Source organism: Clostridium sp. 1001283B150225_161107_B6, assembly GCF_015556325.1.
Lineage (GTDB): Bacteria > Bacillota > Clostridia > Lachnospirales > Lachnospiraceae > Enterocloster.
Window position 1 is genome coordinate 39,357 of sequence record NZ_JADNMD010000006.1, and the last position, 21,840, is coordinate 61,196.

Consider the following 21,840-nt stretch of genomic DNA (forward strand, 5'->3'; position numbering starts at 1 on the left):
GAGGAACCCTTATGAAAGTTTTAATTGTAGGAGGCGTTGCGGGCGGCGCTTCCGCTGCCGCGAGACTCAGACGCCTCGATGAACAGGCTGAAATCATTCTTTTTGAAAAAGGACCCTACATATCGTTTGCGAACTGCGGTCTTCCTTACTACCTGAACCGCACAATCCCAAATGAACGTAATTTGCTTGTTCAGACACCCGAAAGCTTCCATGGACGTTTTTGTGTGGATGTCAGGACAAATCATGAGGTGCTGTCAATAAACCGCGAAACAAAAATGGTTACCGTAAGAAATTTAGAAACGAATGAATCTTATGAAGAGAACTATGACAAACTCATCCTCTCGCCCGGCGCATCGCCGGTAAAGCCTGCTTCCATCGAAGGTCTGGATACAGAGGGCGTATTCACCTTGAGAAACGTTCCTGATGTGAGGGCAATTGACAACTGGATAGCTGACTTTAATGTTAAGCGGGCCGTTGTGGCCGGAGGCGGATATGTGGGTGTGGAACTGGTGGAAAATCTTGTGGAACGCGGGATTGACACAACACTTGTGGAATTTGCCCCTCATATCATCAATACGGTAGACGGTGAAATAGCCGTCATTGCGGAACGTGAATTAAAAAAACATAATGTCCATTTAAAACTGGGCTGTGCCCTTCAGTCTGTCAAACGGGAAAATGGGAAGCTGTACGTCACTACCACCGACGGAGTCCTGGAAGCAGAAATGCTTATCATGAGTATAGGTATTTCCCCAAACAATGGTCTTGCAAAAGACGCAGGACTCACGTTGGGATTCCGGGAATGTATCTCTGTAAACGATAAAATGCAGACAAGCGACCCTGACATATATGCTGTCGGGGATGTCATCGAAGTATGTGAATTAATCACCGGCACAAAGCAGAATATTGCCCTTGCAGGCCCGGCCAACCGCCAGGGACGCATCGCCGCAGATCAGATATGCGGCATTGACTCCCGCTACAAAAAGACGCAAGGCTCCGCAATCATGAAGGTATTTGATATTGCAGTGGCCAGTACAGGAATATCCGAAAAAACAGCCAAAGCAATGGGGATTGATTTTGACAAAATTTATCTGCACAGTGGTTCGCACGCAGGATATTATCCAGGTGCAAAGCCTTTGTCAGTCAAAATTCTCTTTGAAAAGACCACAGGCCGTCTCCTGGGCGGACAATTTGCCGGGGCAGACGGAGCAGACAAGCGGTGCGACGTTCTGGCAACCGCCATCCGCTGCGGTATGAAAGCGACTGATTTAGTCAATCTTGAACTGTGCTATGCGCCGCCGTTCAATGCGGCCAAAGACCCGCTAAATATGGCTGGATTTGCCATAGAAAATATCATGACCGGAAAAGTCAGGAATTTCCATTGGGACAGCGTGGATTCCCTGGACAAGAACCATATCACATTATTAGATGTGCGTACGACGAAAGAGCACGAAAGTGGAAATGTGCCCGGATTCATCCATATCCCTCTGCATGAGCTTAGAAGCAGGCTGGAGGAGATTCCAAAAGACATGCCTGTCTATGTACATTGCCTCAGCGGTTTAAGAAGTTATGTTGCATGCCGTATTTTAAGCGGACATGGATATGACTGCTATAACATTTCCGGAGGATATTACTTTTATAACTGTTTCAAAGAAGCCAATTTATAATGACAAGGAGGAGTCAAAATGAAAAACAATATTTACACATCTGATACCTTAGAAACCGCTCTCGAATATGGGGTGGATAATTTTCTTAACAAAGGCTGTAACTGCTGTGAAAGCGTCTATGAAGCATTGCTGCGGGCCGGCACCGTCCCGGATGGTTCGGTTCCGTATGAGACCTGTAAAATGTGCGCAGGTTTTGGAGGCGGAGTAGGTCTCAGCGGCAATAACTGCGGGGCATTGTCAGGCGCAATCATGGCCGTAGGTGCTAAGAATGGACGCAAGGATCCGCGCAATGATAAACCTTTGGGGTTATATGAAAAAGAGTACCACCGCTATAATCTTATGGTAGATGAATTCAAAAAGAAAATGGGGGCCGTATTCTGTTCAGAGATTGCCAAAGATTATCTGGGGGACTGGAATAATCCCGACCGAAGGCAGAACTGTGTCCGCGCAGTGAAGGCAGCCATTGAAATTGCATGTGAATATATGAACATCCCCGGAGATGAAATCACGGAAATGCCTTGGGGATATAATGTACATGAAGGTAAATAACGGATTATCATTCTGGTTATTTACTACTTTGTCATAACAATCATCAATAGACCGGCTAATCATGCATGTGAATTTTACAGCGGGTTAGACCGGTCTTAATGGGGAGGTATCAATTATGATGTTATCCACAATAGTAATTATTGGCGTGGTATTATATGCTGTCTTTGTTATTTCAGTGGGGGTGATTAGTAAGAGGCAGGTCAGCAACATGAAGGATTTTGCGTTGGGAAGCGGTTTTGGTCCGATTGCATTAGGCATTGCGTTTTCCGCCAGCTGGTTCAGTGCAGGCGCTATGCAGGGTTTTACAGGTTATGCATATGCCTGGGGCTATTCTTCATTATGGCTGTTTTTAGCCATATTCGGCGGCGCTACAGTGGGGTTCCTGGTCATTGGCAAAGGGGTCAGCAGGGATACAGACCGATTAAAAGTACTGACACTGGCTGACTGGGTAGGTGAAAACTATAAAAGTGATATTATGAGGTTCATTGTTGCTGCGATTTCGCTGCTTCAGGTATTCAATCTAGCCAGCCAGTTTTCTTCAGGCAGTACTTTACTCCATGCAATTCTACCCGGTATAAACTATAGGGTTGCATTGATTGCGGTAGCAACAGTAACTACCGTTTATGCGCTATTTGGCGGCATGTTCTCAGATGTATATACCAGCATGGGACAGATGCTAATCATGATGTTCATTGGTTTGTTTTGCCTGGTGAGTGTGTTAGGATATGTTGACGGTGGCTTCGTCGGCATGTCAGAACGGCTGGCTACCCAAAATGTTAACCTTGTATCCTTTGTAAACCCGGATTCTTTACATGTTTATTCTTGGCAGTCAAGTATAGTTTACATTGAAGTTGTCGTGATTTTTCTATTGAGTGTAATTGTCCTTTTTCAGGCATGCACTGTCCCTTACCTTCCTGTTTAACTTGACTCAAGTAGAGCCCCTTTTCTAAGTATGTTTCTTTTACCATACTATCACAGATACTATGGGCTCCTCCGCCCCTTCATACTGCATTTCCTTGAATTTCGTGCGTTACTTAAATCAAGAATCACATGCCTATGGTTCATGACACTATGAGGTCTCTTCTGTTCGATTAGCCAATATGTTAACATTCCGCTCTCTATACACCAAAGGGTTCTACAACGTTACGTCCAGTCTCTTCACTTTTCCCCCAAAGGGCTAACGTAACGATGCTACATGATTCACTTAATGTTACGGACTATTAACTTGCACCTATTCCACATAGGCATACATCGCTTCAGCACAATCAGTTGCCTAAAAGCACTGGACGCTTGTTACGGAGCTCACTGGCAATTACTCCGACCAGACTTTCACTGGCAAGCTGTTGACAGCTTTCAGAACACACGACTTACACCGGTTAGAAACGTGTACCGCCGGGCACACCAATAGATAGGGATTGCCTTCACGCATGTGGCAATCCCTATTATCACAATCTATTCATGATATAATTGTATATTCATCCCGCTGGTTTTGAAGGAATTCTAACTCAACATCAGTTCAGATGATACCAATAAAATCTCTGCTTTCAGAGGTCAGAATTTTTAATCATTCCATTCCACAACCGGTTTTTCAAGAAGCCTTTTGTAGTAAGAACCTGTCTGATACAGCGCAACCGCGGGATTATGACCAAGTACACGATCCTTTGTAATCAATGTGGTCGTCAGGGCCTCGGCATATTTATAGAACAGGCTGTCATGACCCACGCACAGTCCCACGACCACATTTAGCCCGGTTCCTGCTTCATTTAACTTTTTTGCCTGTAGAATGGGGTTGCACATAACGGGTCCTGTCTTTGTGTATTCTTCCTCCAGACCAATGGATGTTTTGTCCTTAGAGCCCACTTTGCAGATTACGCCATATACATCAAATCCATTGAACCTCAGGATTTTTGCGAAGACACGGCTCTCCTCTATCAGCCCTGAACAGGTGGCTATTCCAATCTTTCTGGCGCCTATCTGTTTCGCGAACTCCATGATTTCTTCCACACGTGTATAGATTCCCGAGTATTCAGATTCTACCTGCGCACCCGCGATTGCCACTCTGTGGTTCTCGTCGTCATCCATATACAGTTTCTCCAGTTCTGCTGCCTCCTTCTGTGTAACATCCTGTGTCAGGCAGAAATCCGGATATTTTCCACTTCTCTTCTTGCAGTTTAAGCTGCCGCAGTCTACACAGCTTAAGGTTTTTCCATTATTCTGAGCATTCATAAATTCTCTCTTTCATCGCTGAAGTTTTTTTTTCCAACTTTGCGGCACGGCGCTTCTCCAGACGGTCTACGATAACGGTTGCGGACATGTCACCAAGACAGTTCATGGAGGTGGTTCCCATATCGAAGAAACGATAGAATCCTCCCACCATGAGAACAATATCCAGAGGCATGCCCACTGCTGTTCCTACAATCATAAGATTCATCAGCCCGCCTCCCGGAACGCCGGAGCCCGCACTGGTAACCAGGGTTGTAACAAACAGAATGTTAATAATCTGCGTGATTGTGAGAGGGATTCCCATGGCCTGACCGCTGAAGATAAGGACAACACCACAGAGGATTGCCACGCCATCCTTATTGACGGTCGCTCCCAGAGGGATGCCCAGAGATGCCACTGATTCGTCGCATCCAAAATTCTGTGTGGCAACTTCCATGCTGACCGGAATAACAGCGTTACTGCTGCATGTACTTGCTGCTGTAGCAAAGGTGTTAAATGCTTTTCTTATGAAGGTGATTGGACTGATACCTGTAAGCATCCAGAGCAGCAGACAGTAAACTACGATTAGATGAAGCGCGCAGCACAGATAAAAGGTACCAAGAATCTTTCCAATGGTGACAAGGAGTCCGACACCATATTTTCCCAGTGACGATGCCATGAGGCAGAATACACCAATAGGCGCCAGCTTTAAAGCAATGTTGATAATAGACATCACAAGGTCGCTCATAGCCACAAACCAATCCCGCACCGGCTCCCTTTTACCTTCCGGCAGCAGCACAATGGCAACACCGATGATACATGAAATGATAACGACCTGCATCATATCTCCGGAAGAGAAGGTGGCAAAAATATTGCTGGAGAACATACTCTTAAAAAACTCTGCAATTGTGGGCATCTCATTAACCACAATCTCCTCTGTGGCAGCCTCATAGCTAAAGCCGCTGCCCGGGTTGAGGATACTGGTGACGCCAATGCCGAGAACTCCTGCACAGATGGTTGTAAAAATATAAAATACGATTATTTTTATTCCAATCCTGCCCAGGGCTTCCGGGCTGTCCATGCTGCTGATGCCTTTTACAAGCATACACACCACGATGGGCACCAAAAACATCTTCATTAAGTTCAGCCAGATATCTCCGATAAATCCGATATATGACGCTGGTTTTCCTATAATGATACCTGCCAGCGAACCTAAGAGCATTGCAATCAGAATCATTGTTATGTCACTGATTTTCCTTTTCTTCATGGTTTTTCCCCCTTACAATCATTATTTTTAATTTTCATTCAGTATGAATCGCTCATCCTTTGCCACGGCCCACAGCTTTCCATCCCGGTAATAGTGGCGGTCCAGATGGGCGGATATCTCGGTCCAGATACGTGGAACAGTTAGTCCCCATTCTTCCATACGCTGTTCAAGAGTTATTTCTTCCTCACCCTGGCGGCCAAGAATCACAATTTCATCACCGGGCTTTGCGTCCGGGAATTCGGTAAGATCAAGAATGGTATGTTCCAGTGAAACGGTGCTGGCAACCGGACACTTTCTGCCATGCAAAAGAACATATCCCCCCGCAATCTTAGGACTGATTCCATCACCCATGCCGCCCACCATGATACCAATTCGTTTTGGTGTATCCATTTTCACTGCCTTATATTTTTCTCCAAATTTCCCGCCTATTACTTCATTTACGTGGACCAGACGACTCTTCCAGCTGACCAGGGGTGCTTTCAACTCCGGATGTTCCGCTCTTCTCGTCAATGGTGAATATCCCCACATTGCGCGTCCCGGACAAATTCCGCTCATACGTATATCAGGAAGTGCAATGCAGCCCGGCGTGTTGGCCAGCTGTCTGAACGGAATCCGATCTGCATCCTCACCAATTGCATCCATAGCGGCCTTAAAACGGGAATACTGCCATACTGCGTAATCCGCACCCTCATCCGGCCAGTTCACCGCCGCCATATGACTGTATACGCCCTCTACATGAAGATTGGGCATTTGGGAAACTTCCCTGAAAAAGTCCGGAAATTCCTCGGCATTCACACCAATTCTTCCCCTTCCCGTGTCTATCTTGATAAAGACATCGGAGGGTTCTGAAACCGCCTCTGAAAATGACCTGGCGGCCTCAAGGGACAGGATGGTAGGTATCAAATGGTACTGGACATATAAATTAGCAGTCTCCTGAATCAGATTGCTTGCAAAAATCAGAATCGGCATATTAACACCGTTTTCTCTCAGCAAAATACCTTCATCTATACTTCCTACGCCCAGATAATCCGCTCCACACTCTTCCAGAACCTTTCCACAGGCCACAATACCATGACTATAGGCATTTACCTTGATAGCCGGCATAATCTTTACATCCGGACCCACCATTTTTTTCAGGACTAAAAAATTGTCCCTGAGATTGTCCATATTAAATTCCAGCCAGCAAAATCTGCTGATTTGATAATCTTTCATCTTCTTAATCCTCCGATAACTCTTTATAATAATTGATTAGACATCCTTTCAAAAGAATGTCCCGTTCCGCCTTTGTCAGATTGCCCATCATCAGCGTCATATCAAACGTTTCTCCAGTTCCGGTCAGAACCTTTGCGGGTATCTCCCTCTGATTCTCCTTAATCATATCACGAATACCAGGTATAAAGATATAATCCCCTGTCCCGCAGGGCAAATCCCCGCCTTCTGGAAGCACGAATGGAATAATTCCCCAGTTGATGCAGTTGCTCCTGTATCTCTTAGTGGCATATTCCGCACATATATTCGCAAGGCCGCCCAGTACCTTCTGGCAGGAGGCTGCCTGTTCCCTGGCTGACCCGTCGCCAGGCTTCACTGCAAAAAGACAAGAGCCGTACTGTGTATTGCCGGCAAGCTCTTCTGCATTGCCGAAATGTGAGAGCACATTCATCAGATGCTCCGGCGTATTCCCTTCCATACGCATCTTTTCATCAGCCTGAATCTCTCTGCAAATTCCGGCAAATCCCGGTACGCGGCGGCATAGGGTATAATCCGCAAGACGGATGGGATTAGAGCGGTAGGAGGCAGTATCTCCGGATGGAATCAGCTCATCTGTGGACGTCACCTTATCCCGGATGACAGCAGAGAGCTTCAGAAGGCAATTTTCTCCCAGCGGTTCCATTTCAGGCCAATCCACTATATTGGGCCCGGATACGATTTCTACAGACGGGTCCGCCTTGCCGTATCCGTAGAATACTCTCTTTTCATAAACACTGCGGTCAAAGGTATATGTCATATCCGGAACCGTATATGCCACATCCGTACCAGCGGTAATCCGCCCTCCATTGGCAGCTGTTGCCGCAATGGATCTGGCATCCATCAGCGCAACTGAGCTATACTGTTTTTCATTGGGCTTGCTTCCCTCCCGGTTGGGGAAGTTACGTGTTGCGTGACGTATGGAAAATGCCTGATTGGCAGGTGTGTCTCCATAACCGGAGCAGGAACCGCAGATACACGGTTTCATAATCACCCCGGAACTCAATAGAGTTTCGACTGCCCCCGCCCGGGTCAGAGCCAGGTTTACCGGCATGCTGGACGGATAGGCAGTTACATTAAATCCGTTATTTCCAAGACTTTTCCCTTCAAGTATGGCCGCCATTTCCATAAGGTTTTCGTAAAGTCCGCCTGCGCACCCGGCAACACTGCCCTGATCCGCGTAGGGCCTGTGGTTCTTTACCTTATCTTTAAAGGAAAGGGCTCCAATCCCAAACAGCTCATCTGCCTCCTTTTGGACAGAGTCAAATATCTCCTCGGCATGTTCCTGGAACTCATGGATGGTATATACATTGCTGGGGTGGAACGGCATGGCAATCATGGATTGTGCCTTGTTTAAGTCAACTGTAATGATGGTATCATAGTATGCGGTTCCAGAGGCTTTCAGCGGCTTAAAATACGCTGAACGTCCATGGATTCCATAGTAATTTTCAGTCACTTCATCCGTTTCCCATATAGAAGATAGACAAGAACTTTCAACCATCATGGTATCAATATTGCACCGGAAATCCGCAGAAAGATTTTTCATGCCAGGACCGGCGAATTCAATAATCTTATTTCTAACTACTCCATTTTTAAATGTTGCCCCAATAATAGAAAGAGCAATATCTAATGGGCCCACTCCTCTGGGCGGCTTCCCGGTGAGATAGCACAAAACCACCTCCGGCGCCGGAATGTCATATGTTCTTTCCAACAACTGTTTAACAAGCTCCGGCCCGCCTTCGCCAAATCCCATTGTTCCCAACGCGCCATATCTGGAATGGCTGTCAGATCCCAGAATCATGTTTCCGCATTTCACCATTTCTTCTCTGACATATGTATGCATGACCGCCAGATTTTCAGGAACATAGATTCCTCCGTATTTATGAGCTGCTGTCAGTCCAAATACATGGTCATCTTCATTGATGGTTCCTCCTACCGCACAAAGACTATTGTGACAATTGGTCATTGCATAAGGAATGGGAAATCGCTTCATTCCGCTGCTTCTGGCTGTCTGGATAATGCCCACATAGGTCAGGTCCTGGGAAATAAGCGCATCAAAATGAATTTGCATCTGAGCCGGGTCCGGGGATATACTGTGGGAACGAAGAATTTGATACGCAATCGTATTCTCACGCCCGGCCTCAGGAGAGATTTCTCCGCAACTGCAGACATTTCCGTCACGCAGGAAACCTCCGTTTAAATTAATTTGAATCATGTATGCTTCTCCTTTCTGGTATGTAACCATCCTGTTGTTATATATAGCAATTTACGTGCCAATTATTTTTCTTATAAAAGTCATTTAATATCTGCAATAACCATCTTTTAATGTTTGTCATTTTATCTCTTATGTCTTATAATTAGACATATACTGTTTCTAATGTCCTAAATCAAAACCATATAACATAATGAATTTCGAGGTAAAACCATGTATGAAAATGAACTGCTGATTATTTCTGTTTATCCGGGAATGATGAATGACATCAACGCTGTATGCGGCTCTCTCCAGATTAATCCAACCATTTTAGAGTGGGAAATTGCTGAGAATACCTTAATCAGCCATCTGAGAAATATGTTCCGGGAAACTGGCGTTCCTGATGCTATCATCAGCAGAGGCGCAACCGCAAATCTGATAGAGCAGAATATACCGGAAGCAGTCTCTGTGAGAGCAGAACCAGGGGACCTTGAACTTCTGGAAACCTTAAAAGCCGCAAAAAATCACGGTCCGCGGATTGGGCTGCTGATGTTTGAAGATTATCTTAAGAGTTATAACCTTCAGGCAGCAAAAGAACTTCTGGGAATCAACAGTCTGACGCTGTACCCCTTCCGTTCCAGGGAGGATATCATCCGCCTGGTCCGTCAGGGAAGCACTGACGGCATGGATGTACTGGTAGGCGGAGGAACCCTGGCATACCGGACCGGCAATTCATGCGGAATAAAAGTATTACCGGTCTACTCCGGGCAGCATGCGCTGAGAAACGCAGTTAAACAGGCCCTGTCCATCATTGACGCCAGACAGAGGGAAAAACTGCAGTTAAAATGTTTCACCGAGGCTGTCTCCTCAATCACGGAGGGGGTTCTCTCAATTGAAGATGGAAAATTTATCGTAGCCAACAAAGAAATGGGAAATATATTCAAGACAGATGAACAGGCCTTGATTGGAAGAAAGGTTGACAACACGGACGACACTCTGGTTGCCGGATATATCCGGCACTTTCTCACAAACAGCAGGGAGCGGGAAAAAGTCCTGAAAATATTAGGTCAGGACTACTACATTAAAAAAAGCCATTTTGAAGAAAAGGGTAAAAAGAGAATTGTTGCGATATTCCGCAGAGCCCGTGACATCCAGGATCAGGAACAAAGGGTACGGACAGAGATAAGGAATACCGGCTTCTTTGCCAGATACCATTTTTCTGATATTATTGCGGAAAGCGGGATTATGCGGCAGCTTTTGAAAAAGGCAGAAACCTATGCAGCCACAGATGCCAATATATTAATCGGTGGTGACAGCGGTACCGGCAAGGAATTATTGGCACAGAGCATCCATAATGCCAGCAGCAGAGCAAAAGAACCTTTTGTAGCGGTCAACTGCGCTGCAATCCCTGCGACCCTTCTGGAAAGCGAATTATTCGGTTATGAGGAGGGTGCCTTTTCAGGCGCCAGCAAAGGCGGAAAGCGGGGACTGTTCGAGCTTGCCCATAAGGGAACCATTTTTCTGGATGAAATCAATTCCATGCCTTTAGAGCTCCAAAGTGTACTGTTGCGGACGCTCCAGGAAAAAGAAATCCGCAGAATCGGTTCCCAGCGTAATATTTATATTGATATCCGGGTCATTGCCGCCAGCAACAGCGACCTTATGAAAATGATTCGGGAGGAAAAATTCCGTATTGATTTGTATTACAGGCTGAACACCCTCCGCCTGACCCTTCCTTCTCTTGACAAGCGCAGAGAAGACATCCGCCCCCTCGCCATGTCATTTCTTAACCATTACAGCCAGAAATATTCCCTGCCTCTGCCAGCCCTGTCTGAAGACAATTACCGTCTTTTGGAAAGCAGGAACTGGCAGGGGAATATTCGTGAACTCAGAAATGTAATGCAGCGGTATGTCATACTTTCACATGAAGGAGAAAATTCAATCCAGCTATGTTTTGACGAGGATATAGCGACGGAAGCGGCACTGGAACCACAGGATGTAACAAGCTTTGGCACACTGGACGAAATTGAGAAAGCCGTGATTCTTAAACGGCTGAAGCAGAATCAAGGCAATCGAAGGAAGACCGCCCAGGAGTTAGGTATATCTCGGTCCACTCTATGGAAAAAACTTGATAAAATGGAGTTAGACCAGGAAATTACTTCCTACTAATAACTAATCATGCTGCCCGCTACCAGAATTTTACGTTCATCGTCCGTCATGTCTCCGATTGAGAGCGTAATCATCCGGCCCTCTGCCGGAATATATGCCTGCAGGCTGGTTGCTCCAGATACTGCTGTATGATAGTATGAATCATCAAATCCATAGTCCACATTCCTTATGCCATCCTCCATCCCGGCCGTCAATACCTCCGCTACCGCTGTCAACCTGCCTCCTCTGCGGACCGTGGCATCAATGCTTCGGGCATCCATCAGGGCGGAAGCGCTTAACTGTCCCTGGTCCGGCCTGGAAACTTCCCGACTGTAATGATTTCTGCTCACATAGCGTACTGAAATAGTGTTATTAGATGTTATATTCGTACTGCCAAAGCAGGGACCACAAATACAGGAGTGGATGGTTATTCCGGTGCGAATCAACTCCCCCAGAACGCACTGTTTTTCGGCTTCTGAGAGTACGGCCTGACTTGCCGTATAGACTCTCAGAGGCACACCCACCCACTACAGCCTGCTGCACTATAAACCGATGAATTTGTATCTTGTCCCTGAGCGTAAGCGTAAGACCACCGCTACGTACAGCAGCATCCTTTTCTACAGACTCCAAGACATCTTCCAGAAAAGATTCATTCTCGCACAGACTGTGAATTGTAAATACATTGCTGGGATGGAACGAAAGCGCAATCATACTCTCAATTTCTCCCAGGTCGATTTCAATACGGCCATCATATGACGCATCTTTGTCATGTCTTAATTCACAGTAATCCTGAGAGCGTCCATGAACGCTGAACCATTGTTTAACAGACCGGTCCGTTATCCACACGGTGGAAAGACAGGCTACCTCTGTGGTCATGGCGTCAAACCCGAAACGGAAGTCATGCTGAGCTTTTCTATTCCCGGACCCATTATATCCAGAATCTTATTAACTCAAACTCCTGTTTATACAGTAATCTCCATTCTATATCAACAAAAACAGCTGGTGTTCCATGAATCCGGCTCATGTTATGGCAGTCCTTTGCTTTTTGGTTGCCGTGGCATTTGTGGTATCCGATTTCAATGGAATGTATTTGTGCCGGTCCCCTTACATGGGTAAATCCACCTTCAGTTGAGTAGACTTACATTTCAAGTTCATTGATTCCCATACCCTCTTCCGCCTGATTATTGACTGATGTGATGTTTACATATTCACCTATAATGTTTAATGCATCTTCATAACTATTGCAGCCCCCATTTGTAATCTGTTCAACCATTTGCTTAGCTAATCCATCCTGCCCCTGTTCCTTAAGTGTCCGGGACGCAACAGCCATTAAATCAAAGATATTGCCATTAGCCCAGATAAGGGGACAATCCGGTCTTTGTACTGAATCCGAAAAACCGCCCAATTGATTCTCGACATAATCTGACAGCCATGTACTGCCAAACTGCGTACGTGTCCGTATTCGCCATATAGCAAGTCTTCCTACATCTATGCACACACCATCAAAAGTAAATAGTAAATTTGTAAGTCCTTCGTGTTCAAAGACTAATACCTCATGAAGCTCCTTTCTTTGTAGTAATCTATTTATTGGGAAATATAAATAAGGGCTGCCCACACGAACGTGACCCCCCTTATCATTATAATCTATATTTATGCTTCCGTTGCTCCTCCACAACTGGATCCCTGACCAGCCGTACAGCCATAACAATGATTACCAAAACATATTTTCCTAGCCATATAAGGCTTTCCAACCAAATCAAAGATTGTCTCACCCGTTGAAACAGGCAGCTCGGATGCCTGGTTGAAATCACAATCGTAAAGTTTGCCGTCATACCCCACCGACACCTGGTAACGGCACATAAGCCCTTCCACTGTTGACCGGTTAAAAGAACTGCACAGCTTTTGCATGTAGCTGTTCAAATTGCAGCTATTCTGTAGAAAGTGAAAAAATCGCCCTGTGGGATTATTAGTTATTGTAAACAGATGATTAAATACAATTCCATAGTCCTCCAGAAGCTTTACTTTGTATTCTTTCTCCATAGCCCCCTGCGCCGGAGGAAAAAATGCTCCTGCGGGATTATAGACCATGTTCAAAACGAGGTCTTCTTCCCGGCCATATCCCAATGCATTTAACTCCTGGATAACCTTAATCGCCTTGTCGAAACTTCCGTCCCCCCTTACACGGTCCATCACCTTGGCCTGGTAATAGGGAAGAGAACAGACCACCTCTATCTTATAATCTGCATAAAACTTCGGTAAATGTTTATATCCTTCTTCTGTCAGTATTACAAGATTACTGCGTACAATGACATGGCTGCACGTTTTGCAGACTTCTTTCACAAACCACTCAAATTGAGGATTCATTTCCGGCGCTCCGCCTGTGATATCTACCGTCTTGACTTTTTGTTCCCCGCAGACCCGCAGACAAGCCTCCATCACATCACGCTCCATGATTTCCTTACGGTTTGGGCCTGCTTCCACATGGCAATGCTTGCATGAAAGATTACATAACTTCCCCACATTAATCTGGAGCACGTCCAGATTATCTTCTGTATACTGTAAATGTTCCTCAATCCGGCTTTCAAACGCTGGTATGTATTCCATTTGATTCAATTGTTCGATTGACTCATTCATCTCTTATAGCTCCAATTTCTTTATAATATTCTTCATCTGTACACCGTGCACCAATGACGCGCCTCCCCGGATGGCTGCGGCTACATGAACTGCTTCCATCATCTGTTCCGGGCTTACCCCCTTATTTAAACAGTCATTGGCATATGCATCAATACAATAAGGACACTGCACAGTATGAGCTACTGCCAATGCTATCAATGATTTCTCCCTGGCGGTAAGAGTTCCCTCTTCAAACACTGAATGATAGTAATTAAAAAACTTTTCTGCCAGTTTTGGTGATTCCTCACCGATGAAAGCAAACTTTTCCAAATCTTCCGGATTATAATATGTGTCCATCTCTATTCCTCCTTTGTCCGTTGCATCTATATCATCTTCTCCAGTATTTCTATTATGTCCCTTACAACACATGGACAGAAATCGAACAGCAGCCCTTGCTCCAATACCTGTTCCATCTCATCCGCTTTGGAAATGTCGTGTCCCAGCAGCTCTCTGCACATGCAGGATTCATACTTTTCGGCAAACAAACGCTTGAACTCAGACGTCTTTTCACGCATGATTTCTTTTTGTTTCAAATCGTTATTCATACTATGTCCGTACTTGAGACCGATTACCATCAGCGCACCGGTCACCGCTCCGCATGTTTCACCACACTGCATTCCACCGCCAAAACAGGCAGACATCTTCCTGAGAAGGCTTTCCTCCATCTCCAATTCATCTGCAAACCGACCTGCCACTACCTGTGAACAGTCAATTCCCTGCATAAACAGTTCTTTTATTTCCTCTTTTGTCATCTATCCTACCCTTTCCCAAGACCTTTACCAGAATCTTGTCATCATCCTGTTTATCATCGACTTTGCGGTATCCGGTTGTTCATTGCAATCCAGGATTTCTGTCAAAAGGTGCGAGACACCCTGACCACCATTACGTGTCAGGTTCCCTGCACATGATGCGCAATACGTATAGACATTCTCATACCCTTCCCCTGTCACATGGCATGCCATACCTTTGGCAAGCTCCGGCTCCTTTCCTCCTGCGCAACCTCCCAAACCACAGCACTGTGTTCCTTTTATAATATCGGGTTTTTTCTGAAAGAACGGCTCCAGCCATGATACCCACTGTTGTTCTTCCCTGTCCGGGCATGGCAGAAACAAACTTCCCTTCCCATCTACTTTCTGTCCTATTCCGAGTTGTGATAACTTTTCATAAATACTAAGGACCTGTATTTCCAGCTTATCCTTCAGGAAATAATAGCAATTGGGACAGAGCATGACAATTTCCTGTATATCTGCGGCGCGAAGTCTTTCATTAAGCCGCCTGATTATTTTCCCTTCCTGTTCTTTCAGTCCAAGTTCCGAGACCGGTTTGCCGCAACAGTCAAACAGCACTCCCATGTCTGCCTCATTCTTCAGTATTTTGATTAATTTCCTGGTAGTCTCCGGATAAAAAGATGGAAAATTGCACCCTGGAAACAGCACACTCTTGCCTGTCATATGCCGTTTATTCCGGAATATATAATCTTTCTTTTCCAACAACAGCATTGCATATCCTTTTTCCCGGCACTTCCCTCCGTTCTCTTCTACCTCCGTCCGCCGCATATCCAATATAATACCACGTCCGTCAATACCTATCGGACATACCTCAGAACACTTTCCGCATAAGAAGCAATGATATGCGAGTTCTCTCAGTTTAACCGTATCACCGATATCTGCCCCGTACTTTGTCAGGAAGGAACAGTGTTTCTGACAGAGATGACAGTGTATACACTTGTCCCCATCCTTTATCCTAGCTTTCCTGTCCATTGACATCCTCCACTCCCTCTGGCTGGACCACATACTTTTTCTTGAAGTACAATCCCATGCCCATGACTATTACCGCCAGTATGACCGCAATACTGATATAAAGTACCCTGTTTTCCTTATCCGCCAATCCTGATGTTCCTATGGTGTACATGGCTGTCCCCGGCAACATAAAAATCAGTGAGAATATAGAGTAGGTGCTGAACGGGATATCTGTGACACCATATGCAAAATTCTGGAGATTATAGGGGAACAGCGGTACCAGCCTGGTAATCATGAGCACAAACAGTTCATTCTTTCCTGCTTCATCGAAAAGCCACTTTTTAAGGTACCGGTTTTTCATAACTACCGGTTTAATACTATCCTTCAGGAAGAAGCGTCCTGCCAGAAACGCTGCCATGGCTCCTATCATGGTAGCAATGGAACAGCAGATTGTTCCCAATACCGGTCCGAAAAGCAGTCCGGCCAAAACAGCAAAGGTGACTCCAGGAAGAGTTAACGCCACACATCCCACAACCGTAATCACAGTGTACAGGAAAATTGCATTCACCAGATTTTCTTCTGCCATCTGCCTTAGAAGATTCAAACTTCCTGTTCCGCTTAACACGGCCGACCAACCAAATATGTGGTTGCAGGCTAATACAGCTGCTATAATTCCTATGAATAGAATTAGTTTTTTATATGTATGAAACACTGTCTTCATTTCCATCTCCCATTGACGCAAATAAGCGTTGGACTTTTTTAAAGCACAACGCTTATTGTTTTCCTATTACTTATCTGCCCGTCTTATTTTAAAGATATCGCTCAAGCCGATAATTAAAATACCTGCTGCTGTAATAATACATAATATCAGATTAATTCTGGAGAATGGTATTCTTGTCCGATGGATTCCTTCCCGTACCAGTGCTGCCGGTACCACCTTCATCCGTTCAGCCCCATACATGACAAACCCCATCAATGAACAAACAATCAAATTGCCGGCTGTAAAGAGGCTATTAAACACATTTTCCCTTTTCCTGAAAACAAACCATATCACCACGGTTGAAAGGATTAACAATCCCCCAAAAATATATCCGGTATTCACCCTCATCTGCAACCATTCACTCTTAAAACACAGTATGGCAATCGTCATGGCCCATAAATAGCTATTGTAAACAATCCTAAAAAGCTTCATCATAGCAATATTTTATTTTGCCAGGCGGAAAACAACAGTTACCTGGGTACCATCCTCTGGCAGCACATCCTTATCCCCGTAAAACTTGGCAATATCATTCTGTGTGGTTCCTGTAGGCCATGCAGCATCGCTCACAATACCAGTTGCACAGCTGTCCAGACAGAGCACACATCCTGTATTATTTTCTTTGGCGCTCTCAATATTTCCTCCAAACCGTAAATCCATGGTATAGTCTTCTGTACATTTAATGATATCCCGGAATGGAATTTCATCCTGTCCATCCCATTTCACAAAGACATCAAGTTTATCCCCTTCCACAGATTTTCCATTATCTGGTCCTGCTTTCATGTCTGCTGCAGTTAAATTATCACCGGCTTTGGCCCCGATATCGAGCAATGCCTGATAAAACTCCTTCTCATCAGCCAGCCCCCGCAAAACTGCCTTTTCTCCGTTGGAACCACCTTTGTATACAATACCATGTCTGGTTGGTTCCGTAAAATATGTACCATTAACTTCACACAGCATGACAATTTCTTTCTTGTCTTTGTCAACTGTCATGGTTTCCTCTGCTGCCGTCTCCTGGACCTTACTCTCGACTGTATTGCTCTTTCCTCCGCAGGCTGCCAGTGAACATGCCATTGTTGCTGCTGCCATAATTACTGCTAATTTCTTCAATTTCATCACGAAACCTCCATGGTTGATTAGATATTATCTGCAATATCAGCAGATTTATCTGAATTCCTTTTCTTTTGTTTTTCCACATATAACTGCCTGAACAAAACAATAAGTGCTGACAGCGCAAAAAGCAGAAGAAGCGCTGTGACAAACATCTTAGCGCCACCAGTCAGCATACCGCCAACATATGAATAGATAATGGTGGCTGGAAGTTGTCCAATACCGGTGGCAATAAAAAAGCTGCCAAAGGACATGGATGTCAAGCCCGCTGCATAGCTTACGATATCAAAGGAAATGAATGGCAGCAGTCTTGCAATGAGTATGCTGAGACGCCCATGTTTTTCAAAAAAATCATCAATCTGCTTCAAACCAGTCCTGCTGGTAAGCTTCTCTACTGCATCACGCCCCAACAGCCTTGCGATATAAAAACATACTGCCGCCCCTGCCATAGCGCTGGACCACGATAAAATGGCTCCTTTCCACCATCCAAACAGATTTGCATTCGCAAACGTAAGCAGAAACGCAGGTAACGGCGCTGCTATGGACTGCAATATCATCAGCAGGAAGGACACCAGCGCTGCGTAGGCGCCATACGATTCGACAAACCGCCGTACCACAGTAAAATCCCCGCTCGCAAACATCTTAAGAATGTTATTCATTGTAGCATTAACAGGCGGTACAAAAAAATATACCAGTATACCTAACACAATTAGAGCTATGACAACGAATTTCCCTATCTTTCTCGATTTCTTCTTTTCCATATTCGACCCCCTTTCACAAATATTTATCATATTCATTCTAATCATCTGTCGTGCCATTGACCAATGGTTCTTTTCTATACTGTAAGGTCTTGGATAGATTAATTCTATACATTCTGCATTACATATCCCCTCCTGCCATTGTTGATAAGTTGGATGGATTAAATATCAAATCCGAATTCACATCAAAAAAAATTGATATATCTATTGACAACTCGTTATTTCAATCATATAATAATCATATCAATTTTTTTTGATGTGAGGTGGCGCATATGGAGCACAAGTTTACAAATGATGCTAGAATTTTCAAAGCGCTCTGTGATGAAAAGAGACTTACGATTTTAGAACTTTTGCAAAGCGGGGAAAAATGTGCTTGTGTCTTAATTGATAAAATGGACATGGGACAATCCGGACTATCTTACCACATGAAAATTTTATGTGAATCCGGCATTGTTACAAGCAGGCAGGAGGGAAAATGGACTCACTATTCACTCAGTAAATCCGGTAGCGAATATGCATTAAAGCGTTTACGCTGCTTAACTACCCCAAGAGCAGAGGACGTGTCTGAATAAATGGTCATCTTCGGATGGCCTTTATAAGCCCCAATATATCAATTTTTTTTGATATGATATTCACAATGGAAACGGAGGTAATACATTTGGACTCGATACAAACATTTTTTCTATTTATCCAGAATCAAATATTAGGAATGAAATGGTTAAACTCCCTAATAAAAAATCTTTTAACCGCTCTCAACGTAGATGTAGACGGCCGATTGGGCGGAAGCATTCAATTTTTTATTTACGACGTATTGAAAATAACAATCCTCTTATGCTTTTTAATTTTTATTATCTCTTATATACAAAGTTATTTTCCGCCTGAGAGAAGTAAGAAAATATTGGGACGCTTTCATGGCGTTGGTTCTTATATCATTTCAGCTCTGTTAGGTACTGTGACCCCATTTTGTTCCTGTTCATCTATCCCACTCTTTATTGGATTCACGAGTGCCGGTTTACCGCTGGGAGTGACTTTCTCGTTTCTTATTTCCTCGCCAATGGTGGATTTAGGAAGTCTTGTCCTGCTAATGAGCATATTTGGCGCAAAAATTGCAATTGCTTATGTCATAGTCGGCCTGATGATAGCAGTGGCCGGAGGCGCTCTGATTGAAAAGCTTCACATGGAAAAATATGTTGAGGAATTCATTCAATCAGCCAATCATATTGATATGGATGCTCCTACTCTAACCAGAAAAGACCGGTTCTGTTTTGCCAGGGAACAGGTAACGGAAACGTTTAAAAAAGTATTTCCTTACATTTTAGTTGGTGTCGGTATCGGTGCGGCAATCCATAATTGGATTCCTGAAAGCTGGATTCAAACTATACTCGGAAGCAATAATCCCTTTGGTGTTATTCTTGCAACGTTTGTAGGCATTCCCATGTATGCTGATATCTTTGGTACCATTCCCGTTGCAGAAGCTTTGTTAGCAAAAGGGGCTCAGCTTGGCACCATACTTGCTTTCATGATGGCTGTCACAACCTTAAGCCTGCCATCAATGATTATGTTAAAGAAAGCTGTAAAACCTAAACTACTGACTCTGTTCATAGTCATATGCACTACCGGTATTATTCTTGTTGGATATCTATTTAATGTGTTTCATGCATTTTTTATATAATCAATGAAAGGGGTAATAAAATGCAAACTAAAAAGGCGACAAAACTTTATGTAATAACAGGTTTCTTGGGGGCTGGTAAGACTACCTTGTTGTTAAAGCTGCTAGAACACCTGAAAGGGAGCAGGGTTGGTATTATCCAAAATGAATTTGGCAAATTGGGGATTGACGGCGCAATACTGAAAAATGATGATATCCATATGGTTGAAATCAACCGTGGTTCTATTTTCTGTTCCTGTCTGAAACTCTCCTTTGTCAGCGCCCTCAGTGAAATGACACAACATGATTTTGACTACCTGTTCGTAGAAAGTTCAGGCCTGGGAGATCCATCCAATGTTGAAGAAATTCTTGGGGCCGTTGATGCTGTCTCCGGTAAAAGTTATGATTTCTGTGGTGTTATCTGCTTAGTTGATGCAGTAAATTTTATAAATCAACTGACAGATTTAGAGACTGTATACAGACAGCTTAAGCATTGTCATCTTGCCGTCATTACAAAATCTGATTTGGTTGATTCATCAAAAATGGCAGACCTGGAAAAGAAAATAAGAGAAATCAATCCGGTCTGTAGGTTAACCACAAGCATACAAGGTAACATGGATTATAGTTTTTTAGATGATGATTTACTTTTATATCAGTGGGCCGAAAGTGAAGAAACCACCAATACGGAGGAGGCAAAGCCGAAAACCTTATTCATGGAAATATACGAAGCTGTGGATAAGAATCAATTAGTGAAATTTCTAAATGAAATCATTCCAAGCGTATATAGAATTAAGGGTTTCCTTACTGTCAATGGGATTGGGCGGCAGCAAGTTGATGTAGTAGGCACCAAAATTGATTTTAAAGAAAGCAAGGATTCCGGTAATGCTCAATTAGTTTTCATCTCAAAAATAGGGCCAGCAATCATTAAAAACATACTTTCAGCGTGGAATGACAATATAGAAGCTGAAATGAAATTAAAAAATTAGGGAGGCAAAGATGAATATTAAAGTGATAGGTACGGGTTGTGAAAAATGCGATGCACTATATAAAAATGTCCAAACCGCAATCAAAGAATTGGATATTGATGCGGAAATCGAAAAGGTGGAAGACCTGATAGATATTGTAAAATTGGGAGTAATGACTTCCCCCTCATTAATGGTGGATGGAAAACTGGTTATTTCTGGAAGAGTTGCTAAAAAGGAGGAACTTGTCAAACTCTTCCGATAAACACTCATGGTGTTATATTCTTTAGAACGAATTGGTATCTCTTACAAATATGTTCTAACTATAGCTTTATATTTAAAAAAGCCATCTCCTACGTTTAACCAAAATTGCGGGAATGGCTTTTATATTATCTGACACAAACTATTAATTCCAGCCCACCGATTCATCAGTGCATCTAAATTTTTAGTTCTGGAGCATCTTGCTTTAATTCATTCTTCAGCTGCATATTATAATCTGGTTCTTACCCTCACATCCTCCCTTGCTATCGTCTCACCTGGAAAACGAATCCAAAACAAATCTTCACAGCCTTTTTTCGGTATTTCAGGGCCATTTTCAGCCTCAGAACGACTATATCTTATAGTTTTATACTAAGTTCTCGCATTATTCCACGAGCGCTGTCAATATCACCACCTCAATATTCTTCCTATAAAGAACACCAAAACCCTCCATCAATCTTGACAATAGTGTTACACTATGGTACACACTATACAAGGAGGTGGACAATATGGCTGTTTCTAAAAATAACGTGAGAGTACCTATAACAATCCCAAAGGAATTAAAACAGCAGTTAGACGAACTGGCAAAAGAGGATAAGCGTACCTTTTCCAACTTATGCGCTAAGATTCTGTCTGACTATGTTGAGCAAAAAAAGGATGGTGAGTAAT

Annotated in this window: 21 protein-coding genes and 1 pseudogene; 9 read left to right on the forward strand and 13 right to left on the reverse strand. The window is 44.0% G+C overall.

Features of this window, described 5'->3' with window-relative positions; genetic code table 11:
* Positions 1-11: 11 nt before the first annotated feature.
* From I2H39_RS15155 to I2H39_RS15165, 3 genes are all read left to right on the forward strand, one after another.
* Positions 12-1,664 (forward strand): FAD-dependent oxidoreductase, encoded by a 1,653-nt coding sequence (locus I2H39_RS15155; RefSeq protein ID WP_195626886.1) that lies wholly within the window; start codon positions 12-14, stop codon positions 1,662-1,664.
* An 18-nt stretch (positions 1,665-1,682) separates the two neighbouring features.
* Positions 1,683-2,213, forward strand: a complete 531-nt coding sequence (locus tag I2H39_RS15160; protein WP_195626887.1) for a C-GCAxxG-C-C family protein — start codon at positions 1,683-1,685, stop codon at positions 2,211-2,213.
* A gap of 115 nt (positions 2,214-2,328) precedes the next feature.
* Complete coding sequence (locus tag I2H39_RS15165) at positions 2,329-3,135, forward strand: hypothetical protein (RefSeq protein WP_195626888.1); 807 nt, start codon at positions 2,329-2,331, stop codon at positions 3,133-3,135.
* Between the two features lie 638 nt (positions 3,136-3,773).
* Here I2H39_RS15165 and I2H39_RS15170 read toward each other — a convergent pair.
* The 4 genes from I2H39_RS15170 to I2H39_RS15185 are packed head-to-tail and all read right to left on the reverse strand — an operon-like array spanning position 3,774 to position 9,142.
* Positions 3,774-4,439, reverse strand: coding sequence for a DUF1847 domain-containing protein (locus I2H39_RS15170; protein WP_195626889.1), 666 nt, complete (start codon positions 4,437-4,439; stop codon positions 3,774-3,776).
* Positions 4,423-5,682 (reverse strand): dicarboxylate/amino acid:cation symporter, encoded by a 1,260-nt coding sequence (locus I2H39_RS15175; protein WP_195626890.1) that lies wholly within the window; start codon positions 5,680-5,682, stop codon positions 4,423-4,425. The genes I2H39_RS15170 and I2H39_RS15175 overlap by 17 nt, the downstream gene beginning before the upstream one ends.
* 27 nt (positions 5,683-5,709) lie before the next feature.
* The gene (gene alr, locus I2H39_RS15180) at positions 5,710-6,894 is read right to left on the reverse strand and encodes an alanine racemase (protein WP_195626891.1); all 1,185 of its coding nucleotides are present in this window, start codon (positions 6,892-6,894) and stop codon (positions 5,710-5,712) included.
* Between the two features lie 4 nt (positions 6,895-6,898).
* Positions 6,899-9,142, reverse strand: a complete 2,244-nt coding sequence (locus I2H39_RS15185; protein WP_195626892.1) for a hydratase — start codon at positions 9,140-9,142, stop codon at positions 6,899-6,901.
* Positions 9,143-9,352: 210 nt separating this feature from the next.
* On the opposite strand from I2H39_RS15185, the gene I2H39_RS15190 reads away from it, so the two are divergent.
* Positions 9,353-11,287 (forward strand): sigma 54-interacting transcriptional regulator, encoded by a 1,935-nt coding sequence (locus I2H39_RS15190; RefSeq protein WP_195626893.1) that lies wholly within the window; start codon positions 9,353-9,355, stop codon positions 11,285-11,287.
* On the opposite strand, the pseudogene I2H39_RS29650 reads toward I2H39_RS15190, so the two are convergent.
* From I2H39_RS29650 to I2H39_RS15240, 9 genes and pseudogenes are all read right to left on the reverse strand, one after another.
* A pseudogene (locus I2H39_RS29650) lies at positions 11,284-12,142 on the reverse strand (aconitase family protein). The gene I2H39_RS15190 and the pseudogene I2H39_RS29650 overlap by 4 nt on opposite strands.
* 262 nt (positions 12,143-12,404) lie before the next feature.
* On the reverse strand, positions 12,405-12,881 hold the full coding sequence (locus tag I2H39_RS15205; protein WP_227146704.1) for a hypothetical protein: 477 nt from the start codon (positions 12,879-12,881) through the stop codon (positions 12,405-12,407).
* 35 nt (positions 12,882-12,916) lie between these two features.
* Positions 12,917-13,900: an arsenosugar biosynthesis radical SAM (seleno)protein ArsS gene (gene arsS / locus I2H39_RS15210; RefSeq protein WP_195626894.1), complete on the reverse strand. Its 984-nt coding sequence runs from the start codon at positions 13,898-13,900 to the stop codon at positions 12,917-12,919.
* 3 nt (positions 13,901-13,903) lie between these two features.
* On the reverse strand, positions 13,904-14,236 hold the full coding sequence (locus tag I2H39_RS15215) for an arsenosugar biosynthesis-associated peroxidase-like protein (protein ID WP_195626895.1): 333 nt from the start codon (positions 14,234-14,236) through the stop codon (positions 13,904-13,906).
* A 26-nt stretch (positions 14,237-14,262) separates the two neighbouring features.
* Positions 14,263-14,691 carry a C-GCAxxG-C-C family protein gene (locus I2H39_RS15220; RefSeq protein WP_195626896.1) on the reverse strand — a complete coding sequence of 143 codons (429 nt, stop codon included), beginning with the start codon at positions 14,689-14,691 and terminating at the stop codon, positions 14,263-14,265.
* A 24-nt stretch (positions 14,692-14,715) separates the two neighbouring features.
* Entirely contained in the window at positions 14,716-15,732 is a 1,017-nt protein-coding gene (locus I2H39_RS15225; protein ID WP_347708589.1) for a (Fe-S)-binding protein, read from the reverse strand.
* On the reverse strand, positions 15,683-16,264 hold the full coding sequence (locus I2H39_RS15230) for a TVP38/TMEM64 family protein (RefSeq protein ID WP_330640781.1): 582 nt from the start codon (positions 16,262-16,264) through the stop codon (positions 15,683-15,685). Before I2H39_RS15230 ends, I2H39_RS15225 begins: the two co-directional genes overlap by 50 nt.
* Positions 16,265-16,882: 618 nt before the next feature.
* Positions 16,883-17,551 (reverse strand): YdjY domain-containing protein, encoded by a 669-nt coding sequence (locus tag I2H39_RS15235; RefSeq protein ID WP_138311674.1) that lies wholly within the window; start codon positions 17,549-17,551, stop codon positions 16,883-16,885.
* Between the two features lie 20 nt (positions 17,552-17,571).
* Complete coding sequence (locus I2H39_RS15240; protein ID WP_138311675.1) at positions 17,572-18,306, reverse strand: TVP38/TMEM64 family protein; 735 nt, start codon at positions 18,304-18,306, stop codon at positions 17,572-17,574.
* Positions 18,307-18,575: 269 nt separating this feature from the next.
* Here I2H39_RS15240 and I2H39_RS15245 point away from each other — a divergent pair, with 269 nt between their 5' ends.
* From I2H39_RS15245 to I2H39_RS15265, 5 genes are all read left to right on the forward strand, one after another.
* Positions 18,576-18,875 (forward strand): metalloregulator ArsR/SmtB family transcription factor, encoded by a 300-nt coding sequence (locus I2H39_RS15245; RefSeq protein WP_138311676.1) that lies wholly within the window; start codon positions 18,576-18,578, stop codon positions 18,873-18,875.
* Positions 18,876-18,961: 86 nt separating this feature from the next.
* Complete coding sequence (locus I2H39_RS15250; protein WP_195626899.1) at positions 18,962-19,975, forward strand: permease; 1,014 nt, start codon at positions 18,962-18,964, stop codon at positions 19,973-19,975.
* Positions 19,976-19,995: 20 nt separating this feature from the next.
* Complete coding sequence (locus tag I2H39_RS15255) at positions 19,996-20,937, forward strand: GTP-binding protein (protein WP_195626900.1); 942 nt, start codon at positions 19,996-19,998, stop codon at positions 20,935-20,937.
* A 10-nt stretch (positions 20,938-20,947) separates the two neighbouring features.
* Positions 20,948-21,178 carry a thioredoxin family protein gene (locus I2H39_RS15260; protein WP_195626901.1) on the forward strand — a complete coding sequence of 77 codons (231 nt, stop codon included), beginning with the start codon at positions 20,948-20,950 and terminating at the stop codon, positions 21,176-21,178.
* A 502-nt stretch (positions 21,179-21,680) separates the two neighbouring features.
* Positions 21,681-21,839, forward strand: a complete 159-nt coding sequence (locus I2H39_RS15265) for a DNA-binding protein (RefSeq protein ID WP_024725848.1) — start codon at positions 21,681-21,683, stop codon at positions 21,837-21,839.
* The last annotated feature ends 1 nt before the right edge of the window (position 21,840 follow it).

Coding starts and splice junctions, on each gene's coding strand:
- I2H39_RS15155 (WP_195626886.1), top strand. CDS start 12: ATGAAAGTTTTAATTGTAGGAGGCGTTGCGGGCGGCGCTTCCGCTGCC.
- I2H39_RS15160 (WP_195626887.1), top strand. CDS start 1,683: ATGAAAAACAATATTTACACATCTGATACCTTAGAAACCGCTCTCGAA.
- I2H39_RS15165 (WP_195626888.1), top strand. CDS start 2,329: ATGATGTTATCCACAATAGTAATTATTGGCGTGGTATTATATGCTGTC.
- I2H39_RS15170 (WP_195626889.1), bottom strand. CDS start 4,439: ATGAATGCTCAGAATAATGGAAAAACCTTAAGCTGTGTAGACTGCGGC.
- I2H39_RS15175 (WP_195626890.1), bottom strand. CDS start 5,682: ATGAAGAAAAGGAAAATCAGTGACATAACAATGATTCTGATTGCAATG.
- alr (WP_195626891.1), bottom strand. CDS start 6,894: ATGAAAGATTATCAAATCAGCAGATTTTGCTGGCTGGAATTTAATATG.
- I2H39_RS15185 (WP_195626892.1), bottom strand. CDS start 9,142: ATGATTCAAATTAATTTAAACGGAGGTTTCCTGCGTGACGGAAATGTC.
- I2H39_RS15190 (WP_195626893.1), top strand. CDS start 9,353: ATGTATGAAAATGAACTGCTGATTATTTCTGTTTATCCGGGAATGATG.
- arsS (WP_195626894.1), bottom strand. CDS start 13,900: ATGAATGAGTCAATCGAACAATTGAATCAAATGGAATACATACCAGCG.
- I2H39_RS15215 (WP_195626895.1), bottom strand. CDS start 14,236: ATGGACACATATTATAATCCGGAAGATTTGGAAAAGTTTGCTTTCATC.
- I2H39_RS15220 (WP_195626896.1), bottom strand. CDS start 14,691: ATGACAAAAGAGGAAATAAAAGAACTGTTTATGCAGGGAATTGACTGT.
- I2H39_RS15225 (WP_347708589.1), bottom strand. CDS start 15,732: ATGTGGTCCAGCCAGAGGGAGTGGAGGATGTCAATGGACAGGAAAGCT.
- I2H39_RS15230 (WP_330640781.1), bottom strand. CDS start 16,264: ATGGCAGAAGAAAATCTGGTGAATGCAATTTTCCTGTACACTGTGATT.
- I2H39_RS15235 (WP_138311674.1), bottom strand. CDS start 17,551: ATGAAATTGAAGAAATTAGCAGTAATTATGGCAGCAGCAACAATGGCA.
- I2H39_RS15240 (WP_138311675.1), bottom strand. CDS start 18,306: ATGGAAAAGAAGAAATCGAGAAAGATAGGGAAATTCGTTGTCATAGCT.
- I2H39_RS15245 (WP_138311676.1), top strand. CDS start 18,576: ATGGAGCACAAGTTTACAAATGATGCTAGAATTTTCAAAGCGCTCTGT.
- I2H39_RS15255 (WP_195626900.1), top strand. CDS start 19,996: ATGCAAACTAAAAAGGCGACAAAACTTTATGTAATAACAGGTTTCTTG.
- I2H39_RS15260 (WP_195626901.1), top strand. CDS start 20,948: ATGAATATTAAAGTGATAGGTACGGGTTGTGAAAAATGCGATGCACTA.
- I2H39_RS15265 (WP_024725848.1), top strand. CDS start 21,681: ATGGCTGTTTCTAAAAATAACGTGAGAGTACCTATAACAATCCCAAAG.